Raw genomic sequence first — 19741 nt, 5'->3', positions numbered from 1 at the left:
GTAAAAGTGATTAACTTTTATAATAGAGGATGGTAATGATTTATTTGACTTTCTTCTGTGTTTTTTAATGCTGCCGAATATATAAATCACTATCAAAATCTTAATGAAAATAAGTTATCTTTTGAGATGACAGATATAAATAAAAAGATATTTAACCCGAATTCTGGATAAGAAATTGAACTAAAATTCTGTTCCAAGATCAGAATTTTAGACGAATAAAAAACCAATCTAAAAAACCTCAGCTTCGTTTAAAAATAGCGATATCACAATCTCGTAAATTCAAGCTCGGTTTTTTAGGTTGGAAGGTATAAGCAATTAGGCCAGCGACGATTTCCAATAAAAAACCGAGCTGACTGCGGTGTCTTGAATGCGCTATCTGAGAAATATTTTTGAGCTGATCCACGACCGTTTCTATCAGAAATCGCCTTCTTAACATCAGTTTATCCCAGAGAGATAACGCTTTTGTCTTCATGTTACTACGGAAATGAGGGGCGTCATCACTTCACTGAGAGAAAGGGAAGCTTCGCAGCGAGGTTTGAGCAAACCATGTTCAATTAACTGTTGATGCCAGAGAGGAATAAATTTTTGGCAAAAGTCATCGATGCAGCAGTAAAGTTCTTCTAAATTAGACATGCCTGAGGATCTCCACGATTTTGTTTTCTTTGACAAAAACTCTGATCGTGCCTCAGGCAATTAGTTCCCTTCTTAAGCAAACCTCAGGTTAATTCAATAAATGGATATCACGCCCCAGATATTCAGCGCTTACGTAGTGCGCTCAACCGCATCGTCAGTATGAACAGGGGCACTCCAATGAGTGTGAAGCTCAACCCGACAGGGAGAAAGACTCCCGTAGGTGCTGTTTTCGTCATGATATCCGCAGTGACAACCAGATTGCCGCCCACCAGAGCGGAAAGAAACAGTCGGGCGCGGCCTGTGGCCGATGAAATAAAGCTGGCCAGATGCGGCGCCAGTATCCCCAGAAAGCTCAATGGTCCTACTGCGGTGACAGATGCTGCGCTTAACAAGACAGCAAACATCATTAGCAACGGACGGGAATATTTGATCGGTTCCCCAAGGGACATAGCAAGTTCGTTTCCAAGCTCATAGCGGTTTAAGACGGGGCCAGTTATCAGAATTCCGATAATACTCAATAAGAATAATGGCATGAATGATGCGATAATTGACCAACTGGCCTGAAACAACGATCCTTGCATCCATCCAGCAAGATTCAAGGATAACTCTGTCGGAAGATAGAGAATAAGAAAAGAGCTGACAGAACTAAGAACGGACGAGATGGCAATCCCCATCAGTAAAATTGCCAAGCCACTTGCGCGATTATTGCCGACGATCAAAGTCAAAAACAACGCAACAATTAGTCCGCCAGCTAGTGCGGCAAGGACGATCAGCATCTTAGGTGCAGAAGGAACAAACGCCAGCAAGACTATGATCATCGTCATAGATCCCTGACTTATGCCAAAAAGGCCGGGGTCGGCCAGCGGATTGCGAGCAATCGGCTGCAAAATAGCACCGGCAAGGGCTGCGCACCAACCCACCATCAGTCCCAATAAAATATGAGGTATCCGTACAACCCAGAGTGCATAAAACTGGTGGTGCTCAAGGGAATATCCGAAAAGCATATGCGTGAATTCACGTATACCAACGTTCGTAACCCCGACGTTTAAAGAAATAGCCATGAGTATGATCGTGATGGTAAATAGGCATAAACCGATTTTTATATCACGGGTACGCATCTGCAATCCGTTGGCGAAACGTAATACCCTTTGTCCGTCTGTTGCCTGACCGAAGTTCATAACGATCTCTCCGATGTTGCTGAAAGATAGCGCTTTCTGATAATCCAGATAAAAAACAGCCCTCCCAAAAAATCCATCAGAATGCCGGTATGTATGACATAAGGCTGGAAGAGTGTCTGCGCACAGAGATTGGCAATCAAGCAGATACTTGCCCCCGTCAGAGCACAAGCTGGCAGCGACAACATAAAATTCTGGCCAACCAGAGGCTTGACAATATGGGGGACAACCAGCCCCACGAAACCAATCGGACCGCATATGGCAACGGCAGAACTGGATGCAACTATGGCTGCAATTAGTGCAATACGTGAAATAAGCGTTGCATTCGCGCCAATCGAAAGTGCTTTTTCGTAACCGAGCAGAATAAGTGTCAGTGGACGTGCCAGTAATAAAAGTATCATCAAGGCCAGTATACCGAACCACCAGAAATGGTGAAGTCTTGTGATATAGGCATGATTTATAGCCCCTGCTAACCAGCTCAAATATTCGGTTCGTAATGCAGGATAGGCAAGAAGAACAGCATTGCTTATCCCAAGATAAAGCATCGCGATTAATGTGCCTGACAGTATCAGTAGCAAGTCGCGAGAAACGCCGTTAACACCCGCCAGGCGAGATATTGCAAGAGATGACAGAAAGCCGAATAACCCGCCGGCAAGGGCTGCTATACCTTGTAATGTCAGATCGAACTCAAAGCTGATTGCGCCTATGATGACAAACAGTGTCGCACCAGCATTGATTCCCAATGTTGATGAGGAGGCCAGTGGATTGCGGATAAGTCCTTGGAAGACGAGACCACTGCATGCCATCACTGCACCGACATAAACAGAAATCAAAGCCCGTGGCAGCCGCTGGTATAAAATAACTGCTTGCTCATAGTTTTGCGGTTCGGACTGTGTTAAGGCCGCATAAATTTGCGAAACTGACGCAATATTCACGCCAGAAGAGAGACTAGAAAAAAAGAGCAGCAGCAATACAAAAGGCGCGAATATAAAGAACAGACTGGATTTCATTTCCATACTCCGGACTGATTTCCAGGATGGTTTATGTCCGGATAAGGCTGACAGACAAGGCTGCCGTTGTAACTAAAAATATCGGCTGGAATATCGAATACGCGCCGGATATTATCTACCGTTATCGTTTTATTGACAGCACCTGCTGCAATAACGCTGCCAGTATTCAGCATCACAACATCATCGGCAAAAGTTGTTGTTAGATTTAAATCATGTAACACCACAACGATGGTTTTTCCGTGCTGGAGTGAGAGATCGCGAACCAGTTTAAGCACCGTGTATTGAAATTTGATATCCAGGTGGTTCACTGGTTCATCCATAAGAATGATGTCAGTGTCCTGTGCAAGCACCATCGCCACCCAAGCGCGCTGGCGTTGCCCTCCTGAAAGGGAGTTGACTTGAGAGCCTGCCTTATCGGCCAAGCCGACGATTTCCAGTACATCATGAAACAATTTGCGATCCCGCGAGGATGGCCCGCCGAAAAGCGAATTGCGCCCACAAGCTGCCAGCTCGATCAAATCTCCCAGTGTCATGTAATCCGGACAGTGGCATTCCTGCGGCAGATAAGAGACTTTTCGAGCCAGCGCTTTGCGACCTATCCCTGTAATCAGCTTACCTTCCAACAGAATTTCCCCGCTTTTCAGGGGGATGAAACCCATGATGGACTTCAGAAGTGTCGACTTACCGCAGCCATTAGACCCGACAAGTGCAGTGATGCGCCCTTGGGCAAAGTCTACTGACAAATCATGCAATACGGTTTTCTTGCCGTAAGTTGCGGTGATATTTTTTGCTGTAAGCACCAAAGGCTCCTTCATTTTACCTTATATAAAATAAATTACAGTGTAATAGTTATGATTTGGCTAGCATACCAAAATCACAGGGTAAGCCCCAATGTAGTTGTTTTTATCTCTCACATGACCGCATCCAGCACTCGAACTATCTGGTGCGATTCAGCAATGACATCGTTGATTAATGCATCGATTTTACTACTGTCGTGATGATGTGCCGTGGTGATTAGGTGTGCAACATCTCCCGACCTTGCCAGACAATGCTTCTTCCAGACGGCTGCCGACGGGCATGGAAATACCACCGTAATGGAGTTGTCATGACGCCAAGCGTCTATCCCGGCAGCACGGAAACACTTGACGGCATATTGTGCCATTTCTAGGCAGTGTTTGGTGCGGCGCTGCCAATTGGCAAACGAGTGACTGCGAATGGCCGCCCACATTATCAGTGGCGTCTGGCCATTACGTGAACCTGAGATGGTCTTATCCTGAGCCGAAATGTAATCAACATCGACGGTAATACGCTCAACGTTTTTCCGTTTTGCGACAACAATCCCGCAAGGAATGGGGGAACCTATCATTTTGTGCCCGGAGACACAGATGGAGTCGATACCATCTGCAAAGGTAAAAGGCTGCGGGTTATCTACGAACGGCAAGATCATCCCACTTAAGGCAGCGTCGGCGTGCAGGTAGTAATTCTCGCGAGCGATACCAATTTGCTGCATACGTTGTTGAATGATCTTTATGTTATCCACCGCACCGCGCAATGTCGTGCCGATATTGGCAAAGATGATTGGATGTGGTTCTTTATGAGCAATGATCTTCTGTATCAGGTCATTATCATCTATCTCACCAGTGGGTAAGGATTCTACTAAACAAGATTTGATACGCAGTAATTTGACGATTTTTGCCACCGAATAATGCGTATCTTTTGAATAATAAAGTGTCCCCTCCGGGAATAGTTCTCGCCCAAGATAGCAGCCGAACATATTACCTTCCGTTCCTCCGTTGGTAACATAACCCCAACTGTCTTCGAAAGGGATTTTGAACAGTTCAGCAAAGTATTTCATGACCTCTTTTTCGAACTCAAAAGAGTTTAAGAGATAGTTGCACTCCGCTCCCCAGTCACCACAATTGTTGATAGAGAACTGCATGAATCTCTGTAAATAAGAATAATCAAAGTCTGAGGACTCCGGATAGCTGATATTGAAATACTGGTTTTTAACACAGTAATGCCAAAACGCATCTAGTCTGTTCTTATCAGCAAGGGACAACGTCATTTTTATCTCCGGTATCGTAACACTTTGGCAGACTAAAGTTCTGGAATGAAGAGTTTTGAGGCAAGCGATAATACTCTCGCCCAAGAAGCTGGTTGGCAATAATCCCATTGCGATACGCGCCAAGCCCCAGATCGGGAGAGCCAATACCGTGCTGAAAAATCTCAGCATTCTGGACGAAAATAAGGCCTTTTCCTTTGTCAAGGCGTTGAGCACTAAAGTCCTCTTGTACAATAAAATCGCCATAATCGTCGGTTGCAAGTACTGTATTCTTGAGCCCTTCTAACCATTCGGGGCTGGTATGCTCATAACCTGTAGCAGCGACAATAGCATCGGTTTCAATGACGCCGACTTTATCGAAATGCCGATGACGAAAAACGACCCGTAACGCCTCAGAGTCTCCGGTGTTTTCCACCTGCTCGACCTCACAGTTTGAAACAAGCAAAAGTCCTGGATCACGGCCACCGATGGAGCCTTCATATAAAATGTCGAAGATATCTGCGATAGTTGAGACGCTGATACCTTTATAAAGCCCCCCCTGACCTGCCACGATCTTGCGGCGTTTCTCTCTTGTTATACCGTGAAAATGGTTCATGTAGGACGGCGTGAAACATTCCTGACCGAGTTTCGATGATTCCATAGGATGAAAACCGGCAGATCGGGTGATCCACTGGATTGAAGCGCCGGCCTCTATCATTTCAGGCGTCAACGCATTGTGGAGCGCTAGCACGCATTCGGCAGCACTTTGCCCTGAACCAATGACCGTGACACGCCGGCACGTTGAGAGCTGTGCACGTCTGTTTATGAACTCTGCTGAATGTAAGATAGGCGCTTTGGTCTGGATTTTAGCCCACTTAGGCAGAAACGGAGCAGTTCCTATACCGATAGCAAGGTTACGACTGTAATACTGATGTGTCGGTCCCGTATGAGGCTGACTTTCAATAATGAAATGATCGGAAACCGGATCATAAGCCACATCAATGACATTTTCACCGAACTGGCAGGAGGGAAGCTGTTGCGTCACCCAGCGGCAATAATGGTCATATTCCTGGCGTGGGATCTGAAAGTTTTCATAATAGTAGAATTTGTAAAGACGATCATGCTGATGAAGATAATTAAGAAAACTCAGAGGGTGTGTCGGCTCTGCCATCGTGACCAGATCCGCCAGGAATGGAACCTGTAGCGTTGTACCAGGTAACAGAAGACCCTCATGCCAGCGAAACTCAGGCTTACGTTCGAGGAAAAGGCTGGTCAGATCAGAGTGTGGAGAAAGCAGCGCCGCCAATCCCAGATTGAAGGGGCCAATACCAATACCGATCAGGTCAATATTATTCATATTAATAATCCGGACTGTTTTCTAAAGTTTTTTCATTAAAATGCTGTTCGACTTCTGCCACGTTACGGCAACGTAGCAGTTGCGAGAGTGAAAGCACGATCGCAAATTCCTCATAGATCCGTGCTGAAATTGTTTTCAGATGCTGAGGACGCAACCCCATGCTGATAAAGTCGCTGGCTCCATCGATGTGGCTAGCGCGCGATTGGCCGAGTACGTCCAGATAGATTTCCAGCACCTTATTTTTCATCGCTGTTTCTCGCGCAGGGAAAGAGTCGTGCGGAATAGGCGGTTGCTCATGCACCGATTCCGTCAGCAGGCTGCGTGCTTTAGCGCGATCAGGCTTGCCATTTGACGAGAGCGGTAATTCGGTGACCGGCAGGATCCGTGTTGGAATATGCGATGGTGGCAGACATTGGCAGGCATATTTGCGCAATTCTGCTCCTGACAAAGCATCCTCTTGTAGCGGCACATAAAGTACGCCGATGGAAGTCTCACCGTGCATTTCCTCACCATAGTCCACCACAAGAACATGCTTAACAGACGGGTGGCGAACCAGTTCATTCTCGATGTCCGGCAACGAAATACGTATTCCACGCACCTTGACGTAACCGTTGACACGGCTATCAAAAACAATGATGCCATCACGACGATAGTGCCCGTGATCACCCGTCCGGAACGCGCGGACCCCTTCTCCGTTCGTATCCTTAATGGTCACAAAATTGGTTTGGGTGAGGCTTCCGTTTTCCAGATAACCCAATGCGACATTGACGCCTGCCGTATGAATAAGGCCAGTAACACCCACCGGACAATGGTCGCCACGCCCGTTTAGCAGAAAATAGCGGTTAGCCGGTAAGGGTTTTCCATAAGGGATCAGGCTAACATCGTCCCATCCTATTTCGTGCCATATACTCCATATAGTCGTTTCTGTTGGTCCTCCTAACGAAATCAACCGTACTGACGGCAGGAGTAGACGCAGGCTAGCAATAACAGCAGGTTTAATGTAATCTCCACCCTGCGCAATCAGCCGCAGGCTTTTCAATTCATCCACCTGGCGGCACGCGAGAAGCATTTCCAGAATCGCGGGCACAGAGCACCATAATGTCACCTTGTGCTTGGCAACCAACTGGTTCCAGCGTAGTGCATCCTTTTCTTCACCGATAGCGGGAAGAACAAGGGTCGCACCTGCCGTCAGGCAGCCAAAAACGTCGAAGACCGACATATCATGATGCAAAGGCGTGACAGAAATGAAGACATCCCGATGCGTTACGGACCATTCGTCAAAGGTGCTGGTGATGACATTCGATGTTGATTTATTGGATAAAACAACGCATTTCGGCCTTCCGGTTGTCCCTGATGTGTAGAGGTAGTAGGCTGGCGCTTCGCTTGATGAGAGAGCGTCAAGCGTAAGCGGGAGTTCCGCCAAGGGCTCGGCAGACAAGAGTTTTTCAGGCGTTTCTGCTGGATGTTCAATCCCTTTTCTTTTTGCAGTTACCACAAGGTCTGGATGGCAGTTTTCAAGGAGATAGTGCAGTCGCTCTGAGGGCGAATCTGCGTCTATCGGAACCCAGATTACCCCCGTCAACGCACAGGCTAGGGTCACAGCCGTGTGCTCAGGCCCACGGTGCATACAGAGGGCAACGACACTCCCCTTGGAAAGCCCTTTCTCCATGAAAGCTCCCATTATTCGACGCACATTACGTCCCAGTTCGGCATAGCTGACATGCCTGTCGCCACTGATGAGTGCCGTTTTGGTGTTTTTGCTGTCGAAAATATTGGTGGCTATCCGGCTGAGAAATCGCACGCAGTGAAAATCAGCTTCAATACTGTTCAATCGATAGTAGTTCGTATCGATAATATCCTGCGCCGAAATGGCGAATACGCCTGAAGTTGCGATAGTCTGCATTGCCTTGTCGATAGCGCTTAAAATGTCTCGAACAAGCGCCGATTCAACCGCCGCAGTGGCATAATCGATGTCAAAGACCAGCGCTTTGTCTGCATTGATCGAAAAACGAATATCCATCGCGACTTGTGGTGTCTGCGTCAGCCCACTATGCAACTGCATACAACTGTCCTGACCTGATACCGGCCACGAAAGTCCGTTGGTAATCACCACAGGTAAAACCGGGCTGGCACCCTGCTTTTCAACCAGAAGCCGGGTAATGTCTATACCTGAAAATGCAAGATGTTCAAGCCCTTCCAGCACATCGTTCTGTAGAGTGTTGGCTCGCTCAGAAAAGTGGCCCTGTTCAGCATTCCAGTTGACCACAATAAAACTTGAACGATTGCACAAGACACCGGATACCTGCGGCGCGACGGGAACGCCGATGAACAAACGTCCCTCTTCGAACCAATGGGACATCACCTCAAGTACCAGCGCCATGAAGGTAGAATTCTTGAAAAGCATGTGCTTGGTACCGGCTTTCGACACGGCGCTATAATCTTCCCGTGCGACAATCAGGCTTTGCCGTGCATAAAGGGAAGTGCCTATTTGTGCCAGTGGCTTTGTCCACGGAAATCGTAATGGACCGCTGACTGCCTCAAGTTTTGTTTTCCAATACGCTTCATCTATCTTGCGCCTTTCAGAGATATCTTCCCCCTCCAAGGGGGCATCCGTATCCGCCACGATGGATACTTTGCCCTCGAAAAGCTCTACCATCAGGGCGGCTATCGACCGTCCATCAAGGATCAATGCGTCAAAACGAACAAACGCGATCAGATCATCCTCTTCCGGTTTATTCTCCGGCAAACGGAACAGCGTGATGTCCCACGGAGAGCGGTCCAAGTCGAAAAGCGCATGTGCAAATGCTTCACGGTGGTTTTCCACATGACGGAGTGCCTCTTCCCGTGACATAGCGCTCAGGTCGATTTGTTGTAAATTGATATCCGCTTCTGCGCTAACATATTGGACGAGTCGCTTTGTATCTATTCGGGTGCGCAAACTTTCATGACGCTGAATCATATCCGCTAGGTGATTTCGCAGATGTGTCAATTCCATGCGTCCGCGGTACTCGCGAAATTCTTGCATCGCAACGCCACCAAGCGGTAATTCTGCTCGCCGCCCAAGCAGATATGCCAGTTGCAGGGAGGTTAATGGTCTTTCCGTGTTGTTCTTCTGGCCGATTTTTACAGTAGAGTCAGTGGTTCTGATTCTGGCTATCGGTGATGGGGCTGCCATTTCAGCGGGTGAATGTATTGCTTCATCGAAGCGTTGCGGATATGTGGCGACTTCACGGACGAAATTGACAAAACTGTCGAATATTGGGGTTATCCATTCTTCTGGCAGTATATCCAGACGAATGTCCCAGTTGATGAAAATACCACCGTCGGCGGAAGCAACTTGTGCGTCGAGCGCAACTTGCGGACCTTGTGAGATAACCCAGTTCATGGGACCAAATGCGTGTCTGACACGATCTGAGAGAAGCTCTCCCCCCGGTATATCCAGTGCTGCGGTGAAGACGACAGGAGTCAATTGCGTCGCGCCATGATGTCGGGAAAGATCGCGCATCAGATTCACACCCGGATAAGCCGAATGGGCGAGCAAATCTGTCAGTTGCCCGCTAAGCCGTTGACAAAGGTCAGCTGGGCTTTCTGCTTCATTGATACCCACGCCGAGGATGAGCACATTAGAGAAATCGCCGACGATCCTCTCCACGTCATCCACAAGGGGGGAACGCCAGAACATCGGCACATTGAGCCGAAAACATTTATCTCCGGTATGCCTTCCAAGAACAATAGAGAAAAGTCCCAGCATCAGGCTCGACATGGTTATCCTGTGTGTTCGGGCAAGTCTTTTCAACGCCTGACGCTCGTCTGGCTGGAGCCATGCCGCCAGCCGATGGCTGCGAGCCTGATTGGGCAAAGTTTTGTTAATAGGCAACATGGGGGCAGGCGGAATGTGCGGAATACGTGAGCGCCACCAGATTCTGTCCCTTTCACGGGCAGCTTTTAGATAGGGATCGGTGCGCACTTGGTCGCACCAGTCGAAATACGACGCGATGACCGGAGCCGGTTGATCCGGGTTATCATAAAATATCGCTAGATCCTCCATCAATACCCTGAAACTCGAAGGATCGATAGCTATCATATCCGTATCAACATGCAGGCGAAATTTTCCGCCATCTCGCAAACTGAGCGAAAAACGGGACGCTTGACCAGAAGAAAGATCAAGCTTCTGATGAGTCCACTCCACGCGTTTAACGAGAAGTAATCTTGCCTCCTCTTGTTCTGGTAATCCCCTAAAATCCTCAATCTCCAGCAACAGCGACTCACCAGATGGAATAACAGACTGAAGCCCTTCAGCGTTGACACAGAGTCTTAGCATGGGGTGCAGAGAACAAACGCGTTCCAGAGCCTGTTTAAATCGTTCTACCTCAATGTCATAGCCGTCGAACTCAGCATAAAGATGCGCGGCAACGCCTCCCAAATTGGTCTGAACGTTACGCCCGACCCAGCAGGCTGCCTGCATTGACGTTAATTCTCTCATAGTTTATTCACGTGGTTGAAAAATCCTGATTAATAGGAGCAAGTATAAAAATAAGTTGGATTCGCACAGCCTCTGGCGGATGAGATCATTTTATTGCTTTGTCTTAGCCCATTCTCCCACGGCTCTGAGAGTATGTTCCGCACTGGCAAACGTGGGGGTAAAAACTTCGCCTGTGTTAAGAAAAACAGTCCGTTTTTCGCGAACGGGTTTCATATAGTGAGCCCAGCCAGGCACAATCCGATCAAGTGCGGAGCGAATAGCGTTCTCATCGTGCTCCTTGCTACCCCAACTGTTGAGTACTACCAGAACGTCCGGATTGAGTTCGCCTAATTTGTCGGCACTCAACTGTAAAAGCAGTTGAGATGAGGTGACAGAAGGGCCGCCTTGTGCCGAGAGATTCAGGCGGGTGAAACCAAGATCTTCTAATGCTTGAGTGAAACCGGTTGCTTCTCCGACGACGTTGATCTGATCTGTTACAATGATTGGCAGGTAGGTCTTATTAGCCAGATTTTCCGGCAAAAGGGCGCGCGTTGCCGCCACGCGTTGTAAATATATATCCCGCCGTTTTTGAAAGTTCTGCTCACGTCCGGTAAGTCTGGCCAGATTTTCTTCAATATTGAAATTATGGAATTTTCCAGAAAGGAAATTTTGCAGATAGACAGGAGCGACCGTTGAAAGCTGTTTTACCTTGTCGATATCGAATTCTGTTCCAATAATGAGGTCGGGTTTAAGCGCGTAAAGTTTTTCCAGGTCGATTTCCTGACCAGCACTGATGCCTTGTGGTTTTGTGTGCCCTTCACCGAGCACAATATCGATGAAATCTGCACCAAACTGATAGGTGCCATCTTCCGAACGGCCATAACTGCCGACCGGTTGAACGCCCAGCTCCATTAAGGGTAGACCGATAGCTGGCTCACTCATCACCACAATACGTTGTGGCTCCTCAGGAATAACGACTTCCCGTCCCATAGTATCCGTGACCTGCCGCGTTGCGGCAAAGGCCGATGTCCCTATCAAGCATAGTAATATGACAGTAATAGCAGATCGCATAACGTTTTCTCTTTCAGATTCAGAGCGGAGTAGGATTATATGGCTCGGTCAGGCAACAAACCGCCCCTGACCGAACCACACATACGTAATGGTTGGTTCACCCCCATCGACATCACACAGGAATTTGAGCAAGGGGGAGAATTGAGACCTCAGGTGTTGTGAAGAATGCGAAAACTTTATCTATTGTTTCACGGATGCGTTGGACGTGTTCTTCAGGGTAACGATCTGCTCGGTAAGTTATCACCAATCGCATTATTCTTTCTCCATCAATGACATCTTCCATGATCTCGAATTGAAGACCGAACATGGATTCTTTTTTATCGGGATCGATTTGTCGGTAGCGTATATCGTTAGCAGACGAGGTTTTAAGGGTACCATTCAGCGCATTATTGGCATGAATCTGAATATAAACGTCGAAGATTAGGTCATCCTCAGGTGTCATCCCCAACGATTGTTGAATAAGATCGAGCGGTACATCCGCATACGGCATTGAATTATTGATAGTGTCTCTGGTGTCTTCGATCAGTGCACCGACGGGTTTCTCTGGATAGAATTGCAGCCGATGAGCAACCATGGTGGTAAAATAACCTACCGTTTCATAGGTATCGGGATCAGTACGACCCGACGCAGAGGTGCCGATCACGATATCCTTTAGGTTGCCAAGCTTGTGCAGCGAAAGCGCAATTGCAGCGTAGACGACACTGAATAGGGAAGCATTATTTTGCCGAGCAAAGGAATAAAGACGATGAGTGATTTCAGGTTTAGGTTTGTACTCGATCCAGCCGGCTTCTAACGAACTTTCATGCGCTGCGATAGTTTTCCGGTTGTCAGATAAGGCGAGTTCTAACCCGCGTGTCGCATCACGCAACATGTTAGTCCAGTAATCGAGATGCTTTTGATTAAAGCCGTCTGCCTGCTGTTGCAGAGCAAACTTATGGAATGACAATGCGGGTTTTTTCCAGACAGGAGCCATACCTGTGGAACGCGATAAATAAGCTTGGGCAAGTTCCTCCATCAGGACGTTCAACGACCATTCATCAATAGCCATATGATGAACGAGGAATGACAATATTTGACGTCCGGTTTCTGGATTGCGGATCAACCGTATTCTGATTGGCAATTCGCGGGAAAGATCGAACTTATAAGCAGCTTCGTCATCAAGATGTACACCTTTGCTTTCGTGACTGTGCCAGAACCACTTATCATTAGTCACGTCTGACATGGCGACAATCTGCTGACAGGCCTCACCATTTTGAACATGGAATAGAGTGCGCAGGCTGGAATGACGCTCGATAAGATCAGAGAAAGCCTGCTCAAGGAGCGTTTCGTCAACCTCATCAAGAAAATCCAGCGCGAATGGCAGGTTGAAGATGGTGCCAAATTCATAAGCGTTATAGGCATTCCAAAGAGAGGTTTGTGCGAGTGCCAAGGGTGCCGTCAAACGATCGTTTTGCGTCTGCGCCAAAGGCTCCGCGTCCTTACTCTGATTTGTTATCACTGCGCGCGATGCCAAGGCGGCGGCTGAAGGGTGGCTAAAGAAATCACCGAAGTGCACTTCCAGCCCGTGCGTGCCAAGCAGTTTACCGATAATGCGCGTTGCCAGCAGAGAATGACCGCCACAGTCAAAAAAATCATCATCCAGTGTCATATCTGTAACGGCCAAAGTTTCACGGAACTCTGACAATATGATCGCTGCTATTTCATCAGTACCAGCGGAGATCTCCTTGCCGAGGATGTTGTGAGCAGAATGCACAGCAGTGCCAGACACAGCGTTCGCGACTAAACCCGCAATGGCATCTTCACCACTTTTAAGGAATGACACAAAACGATTTAGCAGGAACTCGCCGGTATGACCGGAAATCGCCTGGCCGGTTGTTAATATAAGGCTAATTTCTTCTGTACCTTCACACTCTATTGCCAGTTCAAAATCGGGCCGCATTTCATAGGTTGGCAACAGGATGGGCTGACTTAGTAGGCTCTGTTGTTCAACTGGGCCGCTCGGACGAGATAGCAACCGAACATATATCCAGGACTCATCACTCCCTGTTACGGGAGCACCGGAGAGCAGATTGTCTTCGTCTGGTTGCGCCTGAAGCCTATCCATGACGGATTTGATGATCTGTGTTTCCGCCATGCCACACTCGATAATAATGCGGCGGAAACCGTCCGACTGTAACAGGCAAAGTGCAATCTTTTCTTGACCGTCGAGCAGGCCAATGAACTGGGCGAATTTGGCTGAAATCATAGCCGACACACAGTGGGGCAGTCTGTCGCGAGGAAGGGACGTTTTCAGTTCATTAATTTTAAGTCCTGTTTTCCAACGCAGTGCGAGCCGATCTTTACTCAGGTCGGCTGTTACATCAAAAGAGGAGTGGATGATGGTATTCTCACTATTGCAACAGCGCAGCCAGGATATGAGAGAAGTCGCTTTTCCGTCGAAAGGTAGTAAGGAGACGCGTTTTAGGGATGGGGGCTCTACCCAGTGACCGGCATAAGCGCGGATCAGTATTTCGAGTATCTCGTTTTCATGACAAGTTTGTGCCAATATCTCGTGCAAAATAAGAGATAAAAAAATTTCATTATTTTTTTGTATTATCAATATGTTAAAGGGTGGATGTTGTTCAGGAACCCAAGCAGATGCTTGCACTGCTAGCATCTGCTTGATCATGTCTGTATGTGAGCTGGCATGAAAAAACTCAAGGCATGTTTGCCAGCCCACGACTTGGGTTTTATGCAACTCACCGTCATCATTTAACTCATAGCGTACGTTTAGATCCGGTATTGCCTCAATAACAGACTGAATAGCATGTACCATCATTGAAATATTAACATTGTCATGAAGCCGCCAGGCTGAGAGCTGCTTGAGAATTCGGTTAGGATTCTGTTGCTGTAGTAGCCAGAGATGTTCTTCATAACGGGATACGGATATGTGCGATAACTTTCCTGAATCAATATTCAACATGGATTTTCTCGTTTTATCAAACTGAACAGTCGTTTTTTACAATGCATTAATACGAGCCAATATCCATTAAATGCCACATTAGGAACTAATGCTGCTTGCAGTATGTGCGTTGCAGTGGCTGCTGTATTTGAAGCGAACTGACAAATATGCAATTGACAAATATAGAGGTTAACATAATATTTGCAGCCAGTGAACATTAATGAGAATGATAATGATAATGAGAATGATATCCATAAAAACAGTCACGCCTATTGGCATAAAGATGGGGAATCTGCTTTTTTCACGCAGAAAAGTGTTACTTAGCAGTGCGATTTTGTTTTCCTTATCGTCCTTGGGGAGCCAAGCTACCGCTTTGACTCAAGCAGAGAAAAACAAAACAGGGAGCGATGACGCCGATGTCATCACGGTAACGGGTGAAAAAACAGAAAGATCTCTACAGAGAACGTCAAGTTCAGTCACGGTTATCTCCGGGCAGAAGATACAGAGTAAGCCTGAGGCGACAACCATCGCTGATATTTTGCAGGGTACACCCAATGTGCTTTACACTAGCAGTACAGGCGCGCCGAGTATTCGCGGTATTGAGACAAACGGGCCTCTCGTAGGAGGGAATGCTTTTCTTGCCAAACCCATACCGCGAGCGACCATCAGTGTTGATGGACGTTATATTAGCTCCGCAGAATTTAGTCTGGGGCGAGGGCCTGTTTGGGACGTGAATTCAGTGGAAGTATTCCGTGGTCCACAAACCACGACACAGGGGGCAAATAGCATCTCCGGTGCGGTGATTGTCAAGACTAACGATCCCACCTTTACCCCCGAATTCGATGGGCAGATTTTGTATGGAAGCCACCAAAAGAAACGCGCTTCCTTTACCGTCAACAGCCCATTGACAGAAAATTTCGCAGTACGCCTCGCTATGGATTACAGCGGCAGAAATACGTTCATCAAATATACCAATCCCGGTTTCTTTGATTCTGATATGAACAAAGACTTCGAAAATCTGGATGCCCGAGTTAAGGCACTTTGGCAACCGCTGGATAGCCCTTGGTTGGTCAAACTGACCTACTCCCATATGACAGCAAAAAACCCTGACAGTGAGTCGGCTTCATTGCCCTACAGTGATTTGAAGAACTCGACTCTAAACACCAACAGAGCCAAGACTAACAGTGATGTCGGTATCTTAGATCTTCAATATGAGTTCGAAAACGATATGGTGCTCTCCAACCAGCTCCAATATTCTGCATCGAAGTACCATTACACTTTCACGAAGATGTTTCCAGGTATTGCAAACCGCGATTCGAACAATATTACCAACGAAACGCGTTTGAACTTCGGTGATGAATATTCAACCTGGAGTGGAGTGACAGGGCTCTATTACTCGCGTGATAAGGCCACGAATGTGCTTGATAATCAGTTGGGCAAGGCAGACGCCGATCTAACCAGCACCAGTGTCGGTATTTTCTCAGAGACTACTCGGCGTTTCGCGGAAAAATGGGCTCTGACTGGCGGTTTGCGTTATCAATATGACCAGGTCAAGCATGAAGGGGTCACCAGCTATGTGCCCGGCGTCTATCATGAATATAGCAAAGGGTTCCATGCTATTCTGCCGAAAGTTTCTCTCGCCTATGACGTTACTGACGATATAACCGTCGGTACTCTGATAAGCAAAGGCTATGCGCCGGGTGGTACAGGTGTGAATTTCTCTGGGCATTCCTATTACACCTTCGCTCCGGAGAAGGCTTGGAATTACGAGTTGTTTGCGCGTGGTAACGCGCTTAATAACCGATTGCTGGTAACCGGTAATATCTTTTATACAGATTATAAGAGCTTCCAGAGTTCTGTACAGGATTACACGAAAGACAGACCTAACGGTTCTATCCTTGTCAACGCCGATAAGGCGGTAACCTATGGACTTGAGCTGGGGGTAGATTATCGTGCGCTGGACAATCTTCGCCTACGCGGTGGGCTTGGATTGCTTCATACCGAAATCAAAAAATTCGCCGATTATCGAGGCAATTTGTTTGAAGGAAAACAATTCGCTAAAGCGCCTGGCTACATGTTTAACGTTGGTGCTGACTGGAACATCACCGAAAAAGTTCGTTTGAGTGGCGATCTTCGTTACGTGGATCGTTACTTCTCAAATGACCAGAACGATCCCGAGTTACGAGTCAGTTCTTATTTAGTTTCCAACCTCCGTTTATCATATAATCCGACCAACAATCTGGAACTCTTTGCTTACGGAAATAACGTCTTTGACAGACGTGTGCCGACATACAAATACCATGATCGTGCGGCTGGGTCTTCAGGAAACATGCTGGAACCGCGTGAAGTGGGTATCGGTGTGAAAGTATACTTCTAAAAAATCAGCATTGACCGCGCCGACTTGTAGGTTGTAGGAGTAGGGAGAGCTAATCAGTCGCTCCCCCTACCTCCATCTCAAATCACACGTAGCACTTAATTATCTGAATTCGCGACTATATATGGTTCTATTAATAGTAGCTTGGTTAATTCCTTGGACGAAGGCTTACTTTCTTCCCCTTTAGGTACCACAAAAAACTCACCTTGTTTTATTATTACGTGATCATTTTTAAAATCTATACGAAGTTCACCTTCAATAACCATAAACACCTTGTCTTCATCTTCATGTGTGTGCCATATAAAATCACCCTCAGCGAGCAATATGATTATCTTATATTCGTTTGTTTGAGCTATCACCTTTGGTGACCAAATTTCTTCTATTAAATCAAATTCTTGCTTTAAATTATTGACTTTTCTCAATGCTGCAATATGGCTCATGTTATACCCCTTTCCTTTAACTAGTTTTTGGTTTAAATTTTTAATACTTACCCATTCCATGGAATTATAGTCTTTCCGTTTTTTATAGTGGCATACAGGAAAACAGATTTAAACATTCGGTTTATCAGGCACCGAGCGTAGCGCACCCATCAATGACAATATCCTGCAACGTTATGTGGCTTACTTGATCGGAGGCAAAAACAAAATGACGTTGGGCTTTCCTTGTCTGAATCCAAATTGCTTTTGAACGCTATCCAGCAATCGGTGATCCAGAAACAGGCGGCTGAATACCTGAATGAACGTCGTGCTTGTCCTCATTGTCAACGAAATCGACGGATAAAAGGCAAACAGACAATTCAGTATCGAACCTTGTTTGGCATTATCCCCGTGGAGGGATTTCGGGTTTACCGGTGCGCTTCACTGATGTCTTATGGATTGACCGCCAGTCTGCTCAAAGATATTCTGCCGGTGGGAGAATGCTGTACCGCCACAGTCAGAAATCATCTCTGCCAGACGGCCAAGAGACAAGAGGCCGAATTAGAGGGGTTGCCTGATTTTCTCCCCGGTGATCCCAGAGAATGGGAAAAATTACCCAAACCGGGAAAACCGATGACGGTTGGCATTGATGGTGGCTACGTCAGAAATCGGGACGATAGAAAACATCATTTCGAAGTCATCGCCGGAAAATCATTCGCTACTCATGTCCCAACCAAACGCTTTGGTTTTGTGCAATGTCTGGAAAATCATGCCCGAAGAAAACTTATGGCTCAGTTATCTTCACAGGGAATGCAGGCTAATCAACAAATTACTTTCTTATCAGATGGCGCTGATAATCTCAGGGATCTGCAATTTAATTTGTACCCTGAATCCCAGCACGTGCTCGACTGGTTTCATATCACGATGCGCCTGACCGTACTAAAACAATATGCCAAAGGGGTATCTAGAAACGCGCCGGAACTCGGTGCTGCGATGTGTGATGAGGACATATCGCATTATGGTAACAATAAATCATTGTTAAAACATCTCGATGAAATGTATACCTATATTGAAAATAACAGCATGATGATCCCGAATTACGGTGAAATGTACCGATATGGCGAACCAATTTCTTCATCATTTGTTGAATCGACGATCAATGAAGTTATCGCTAAACGGATGGTGAAAAAGCAGCAAATGCAATGGAGTCAACAAGGAGCGCATGACTTACTTCAGACACGCACAGCGGTACTTAATGATGATTTGAAAACCCAATTTGAGCATTGGTATCCGGGCATAATATTAGGTGACGAAACGGAGCATTATTGGACAGAAACGGTTGCTGCATAAATGCCCCACACTTTTTTATGCTCTCGTTATTGTGAGCCCGGCGGACTGGATTGCGAGCCGCTACAATTAACACTAAAATTTGAAGAAAATTCGATTACACATTGATTAGAGGTATATATGGGATTTGATATTGAAAATGAATTACGAAGAGCATTTGAACAAAAAAATGATTTTGATATGAGAGTGCAAGAAGCTCATCGGGTAAGCGCTTCAGCAGTAAAGCGTTCAGTAAGCGATGTTGCTGATATGGCGGTTGACATCGCTGAAACGATTGGTTTAGGTATGAGAAGAGAACTGTATTATAGGCTTTCCCCATATTTTGAAGGTTACGAGGATGTACATGATAAAAAAAAAGAAGATGAAAGGATGTATTTAAATTTAGGTGAGCTAAAAAAATGTTAACTTCATTAAAAGAATAATAGATTTAATTGTTAAGGAAGTATTTGATGGTAATGATGAAGAGGCACAAAAAAGAATATATTCTAATATGATAAAAATTTCCGCTAAATATTCAACGGGGCAGTCAGTCAAGACTGGTATTACTATGGTAATAACAGAAGCGATATATTTAAATGTAATAAGAAGCGTTGTAGTGCAGAGATTAGGAAGGATGGCAATAAATGCAATATTATCCGTACTTCAAGGATATGGAAATTTTGAAAAAGCATCAATAGCAGCGAATAATCTTAAAATAATCTGCCCTAAACTTTATTGGGTTTTGTATTTTAATAAAGTAGAAATGTTATATTTCATAGTTGAACCCAAACTTAAAGGGGCTGTTTATCCGTCATTCCGCACCGTATTTATGATTTAAAAATAATGTGATCTTACACAGGTTTTTTGTATTGATGACATTAGTGGGATTGACGGCAATCGCCAATTTTGATCTATTACTTTTATTTGCCGGAAAG

At 46.3% G+C, this 19741-nt stretch carries 12 protein-coding genes and 2 pseudogenes; 3 read left to right on the top strand and 11 right to left on the bottom strand.

Translation table 11 applies throughout. The features are described 5' to 3' along the window. Window positions 1-238: 238 nt before the first annotated feature. From C5471_RS24360 to C5471_RS12310, 10 genes and pseudogenes are all read right to left on the bottom strand, one after another. A pseudogene (locus tag C5471_RS24360) lies at window positions 239-481 on the bottom strand (transposase); the annotation flags it as partial. Then, window positions 469-633, bottom strand: coding sequence for a hypothetical protein (locus tag C5471_RS24355; RefSeq protein ID WP_242688683.1), 165 nt, complete (start codon window positions 631-633; stop codon window positions 469-471). The pseudogene C5471_RS24360 and the gene C5471_RS24355, both read right to left, overlap by 13 nt. 122 nt (window positions 634-755) lie before the next feature. Beyond that, window positions 756-1751, bottom strand: coding sequence for a FecCD family ABC transporter permease (locus C5471_RS12345; RefSeq protein ID WP_479687638.1), 996 nt, complete (start codon window positions 1749-1751; stop codon window positions 756-758). A 56-nt stretch (window positions 1752-1807) separates the two neighbouring features. Beyond that, the gene (locus C5471_RS24350) at window positions 1808-2818 is read right to left on the bottom strand and encodes a FecCD family ABC transporter permease (protein WP_133814378.1); all 1011 of its coding nucleotides are present in this window, start codon (window positions 2816-2818) and stop codon (window positions 1808-1810) included. Continuing rightward, on the bottom strand, window positions 2815-3618 hold the full coding sequence (locus tag C5471_RS12335; RefSeq protein WP_207627316.1) for an ATP-binding cassette domain-containing protein: 804 nt from the start codon (window positions 3616-3618) through the stop codon (window positions 2815-2817). The genes C5471_RS24350 and C5471_RS12335 overlap by 4 nt, the downstream gene beginning before the upstream one ends. 110 nt (window positions 3619-3728) lie before the next feature. After that, window positions 3729-4883: a histidine decarboxylase gene (locus C5471_RS12330; RefSeq protein ID WP_133814376.1), complete on the bottom strand. Its 1155-nt coding sequence runs from the start codon at window positions 4881-4883 to the stop codon at window positions 3729-3731. After that, a complete protein-coding gene (gene basC / locus C5471_RS12325; protein WP_133814375.1) occupies window positions 4864-6216 on the bottom strand; it encodes a putative histamine N-monooxygenase in 1353 nt (450 codons plus the stop codon). Before basC ends, C5471_RS12330 begins: the two co-directional genes overlap by 20 nt. Before the next feature lies 1 nt (window position 6217). After that, window positions 6218-10699, bottom strand: coding sequence for an amino acid adenylation domain-containing protein (locus C5471_RS12320; RefSeq protein ID WP_207627315.1), 4482 nt, complete (start codon window positions 10697-10699; stop codon window positions 6218-6220). 90 nt (window positions 10700-10789) lie between these two features. Continuing rightward, a complete protein-coding gene (locus tag C5471_RS12315) occupies window positions 10790-11749 on the bottom strand; it encodes an ABC transporter substrate-binding protein (RefSeq protein WP_133814374.1) in 960 nt (319 codons plus the stop codon). A gap of 112 nt (window positions 11750-11861) precedes the next feature. Next, window positions 11862-14711 (bottom strand): condensation domain-containing protein, encoded by a 2850-nt coding sequence (locus tag C5471_RS12310; RefSeq protein WP_207627314.1) that lies wholly within the window; start codon window positions 14709-14711, stop codon window positions 11862-11864. 217 nt (window positions 14712-14928) lie between these two features. Here C5471_RS12310 and C5471_RS12305 point away from each other — a divergent pair, with 217 nt between their 5' ends. Beyond that, a complete protein-coding gene (locus C5471_RS12305) occupies window positions 14929-17067 on the top strand; it encodes a TonB-dependent receptor (protein WP_207627313.1) in 2139 nt (712 codons plus the stop codon). A 95-nt stretch (window positions 17068-17162) separates the two neighbouring features. On the opposite strand, the gene C5471_RS12300 is transcribed toward C5471_RS12305, so the two are convergent. Further along, window positions 17163-17504: a cupin domain-containing protein gene (locus C5471_RS12300; RefSeq protein WP_133814373.1), complete on the bottom strand. Its 342-nt coding sequence runs from the start codon at window positions 17502-17504 to the stop codon at window positions 17163-17165. A 204-nt stretch (window positions 17505-17708) separates the two neighbouring features. Here C5471_RS12300 and C5471_RS12295 point away from each other — a divergent pair. Beyond that, window positions 17709-18830, top strand: a pseudogene (locus C5471_RS12295) (ISKra4 family transposase); the annotation flags it as partial. Between the two features lie 117 nt (window positions 18831-18947). Next, the gene (locus C5471_RS12290) at window positions 18948-19232 is read left to right on the top strand and encodes a hypothetical protein (protein WP_133814372.1); all 285 of its coding nucleotides are present in this window, start codon (window positions 18948-18950) and stop codon (window positions 19230-19232) included. Window positions 19233-19741: the final 509 nt, after the last annotated feature.

This window comes from Photorhabdus tasmaniensis (genome assembly GCF_011189505.1).
GTDB classification, from domain to species: Bacteria; Pseudomonadota; Gammaproteobacteria; order Enterobacterales; family Enterobacteriaceae; genus Photorhabdus; species Photorhabdus tasmaniensis.
Note: the sequence above shows the minus strand (reverse complement) of the source record. Positions and strands in the feature narration are given on the sequence as shown.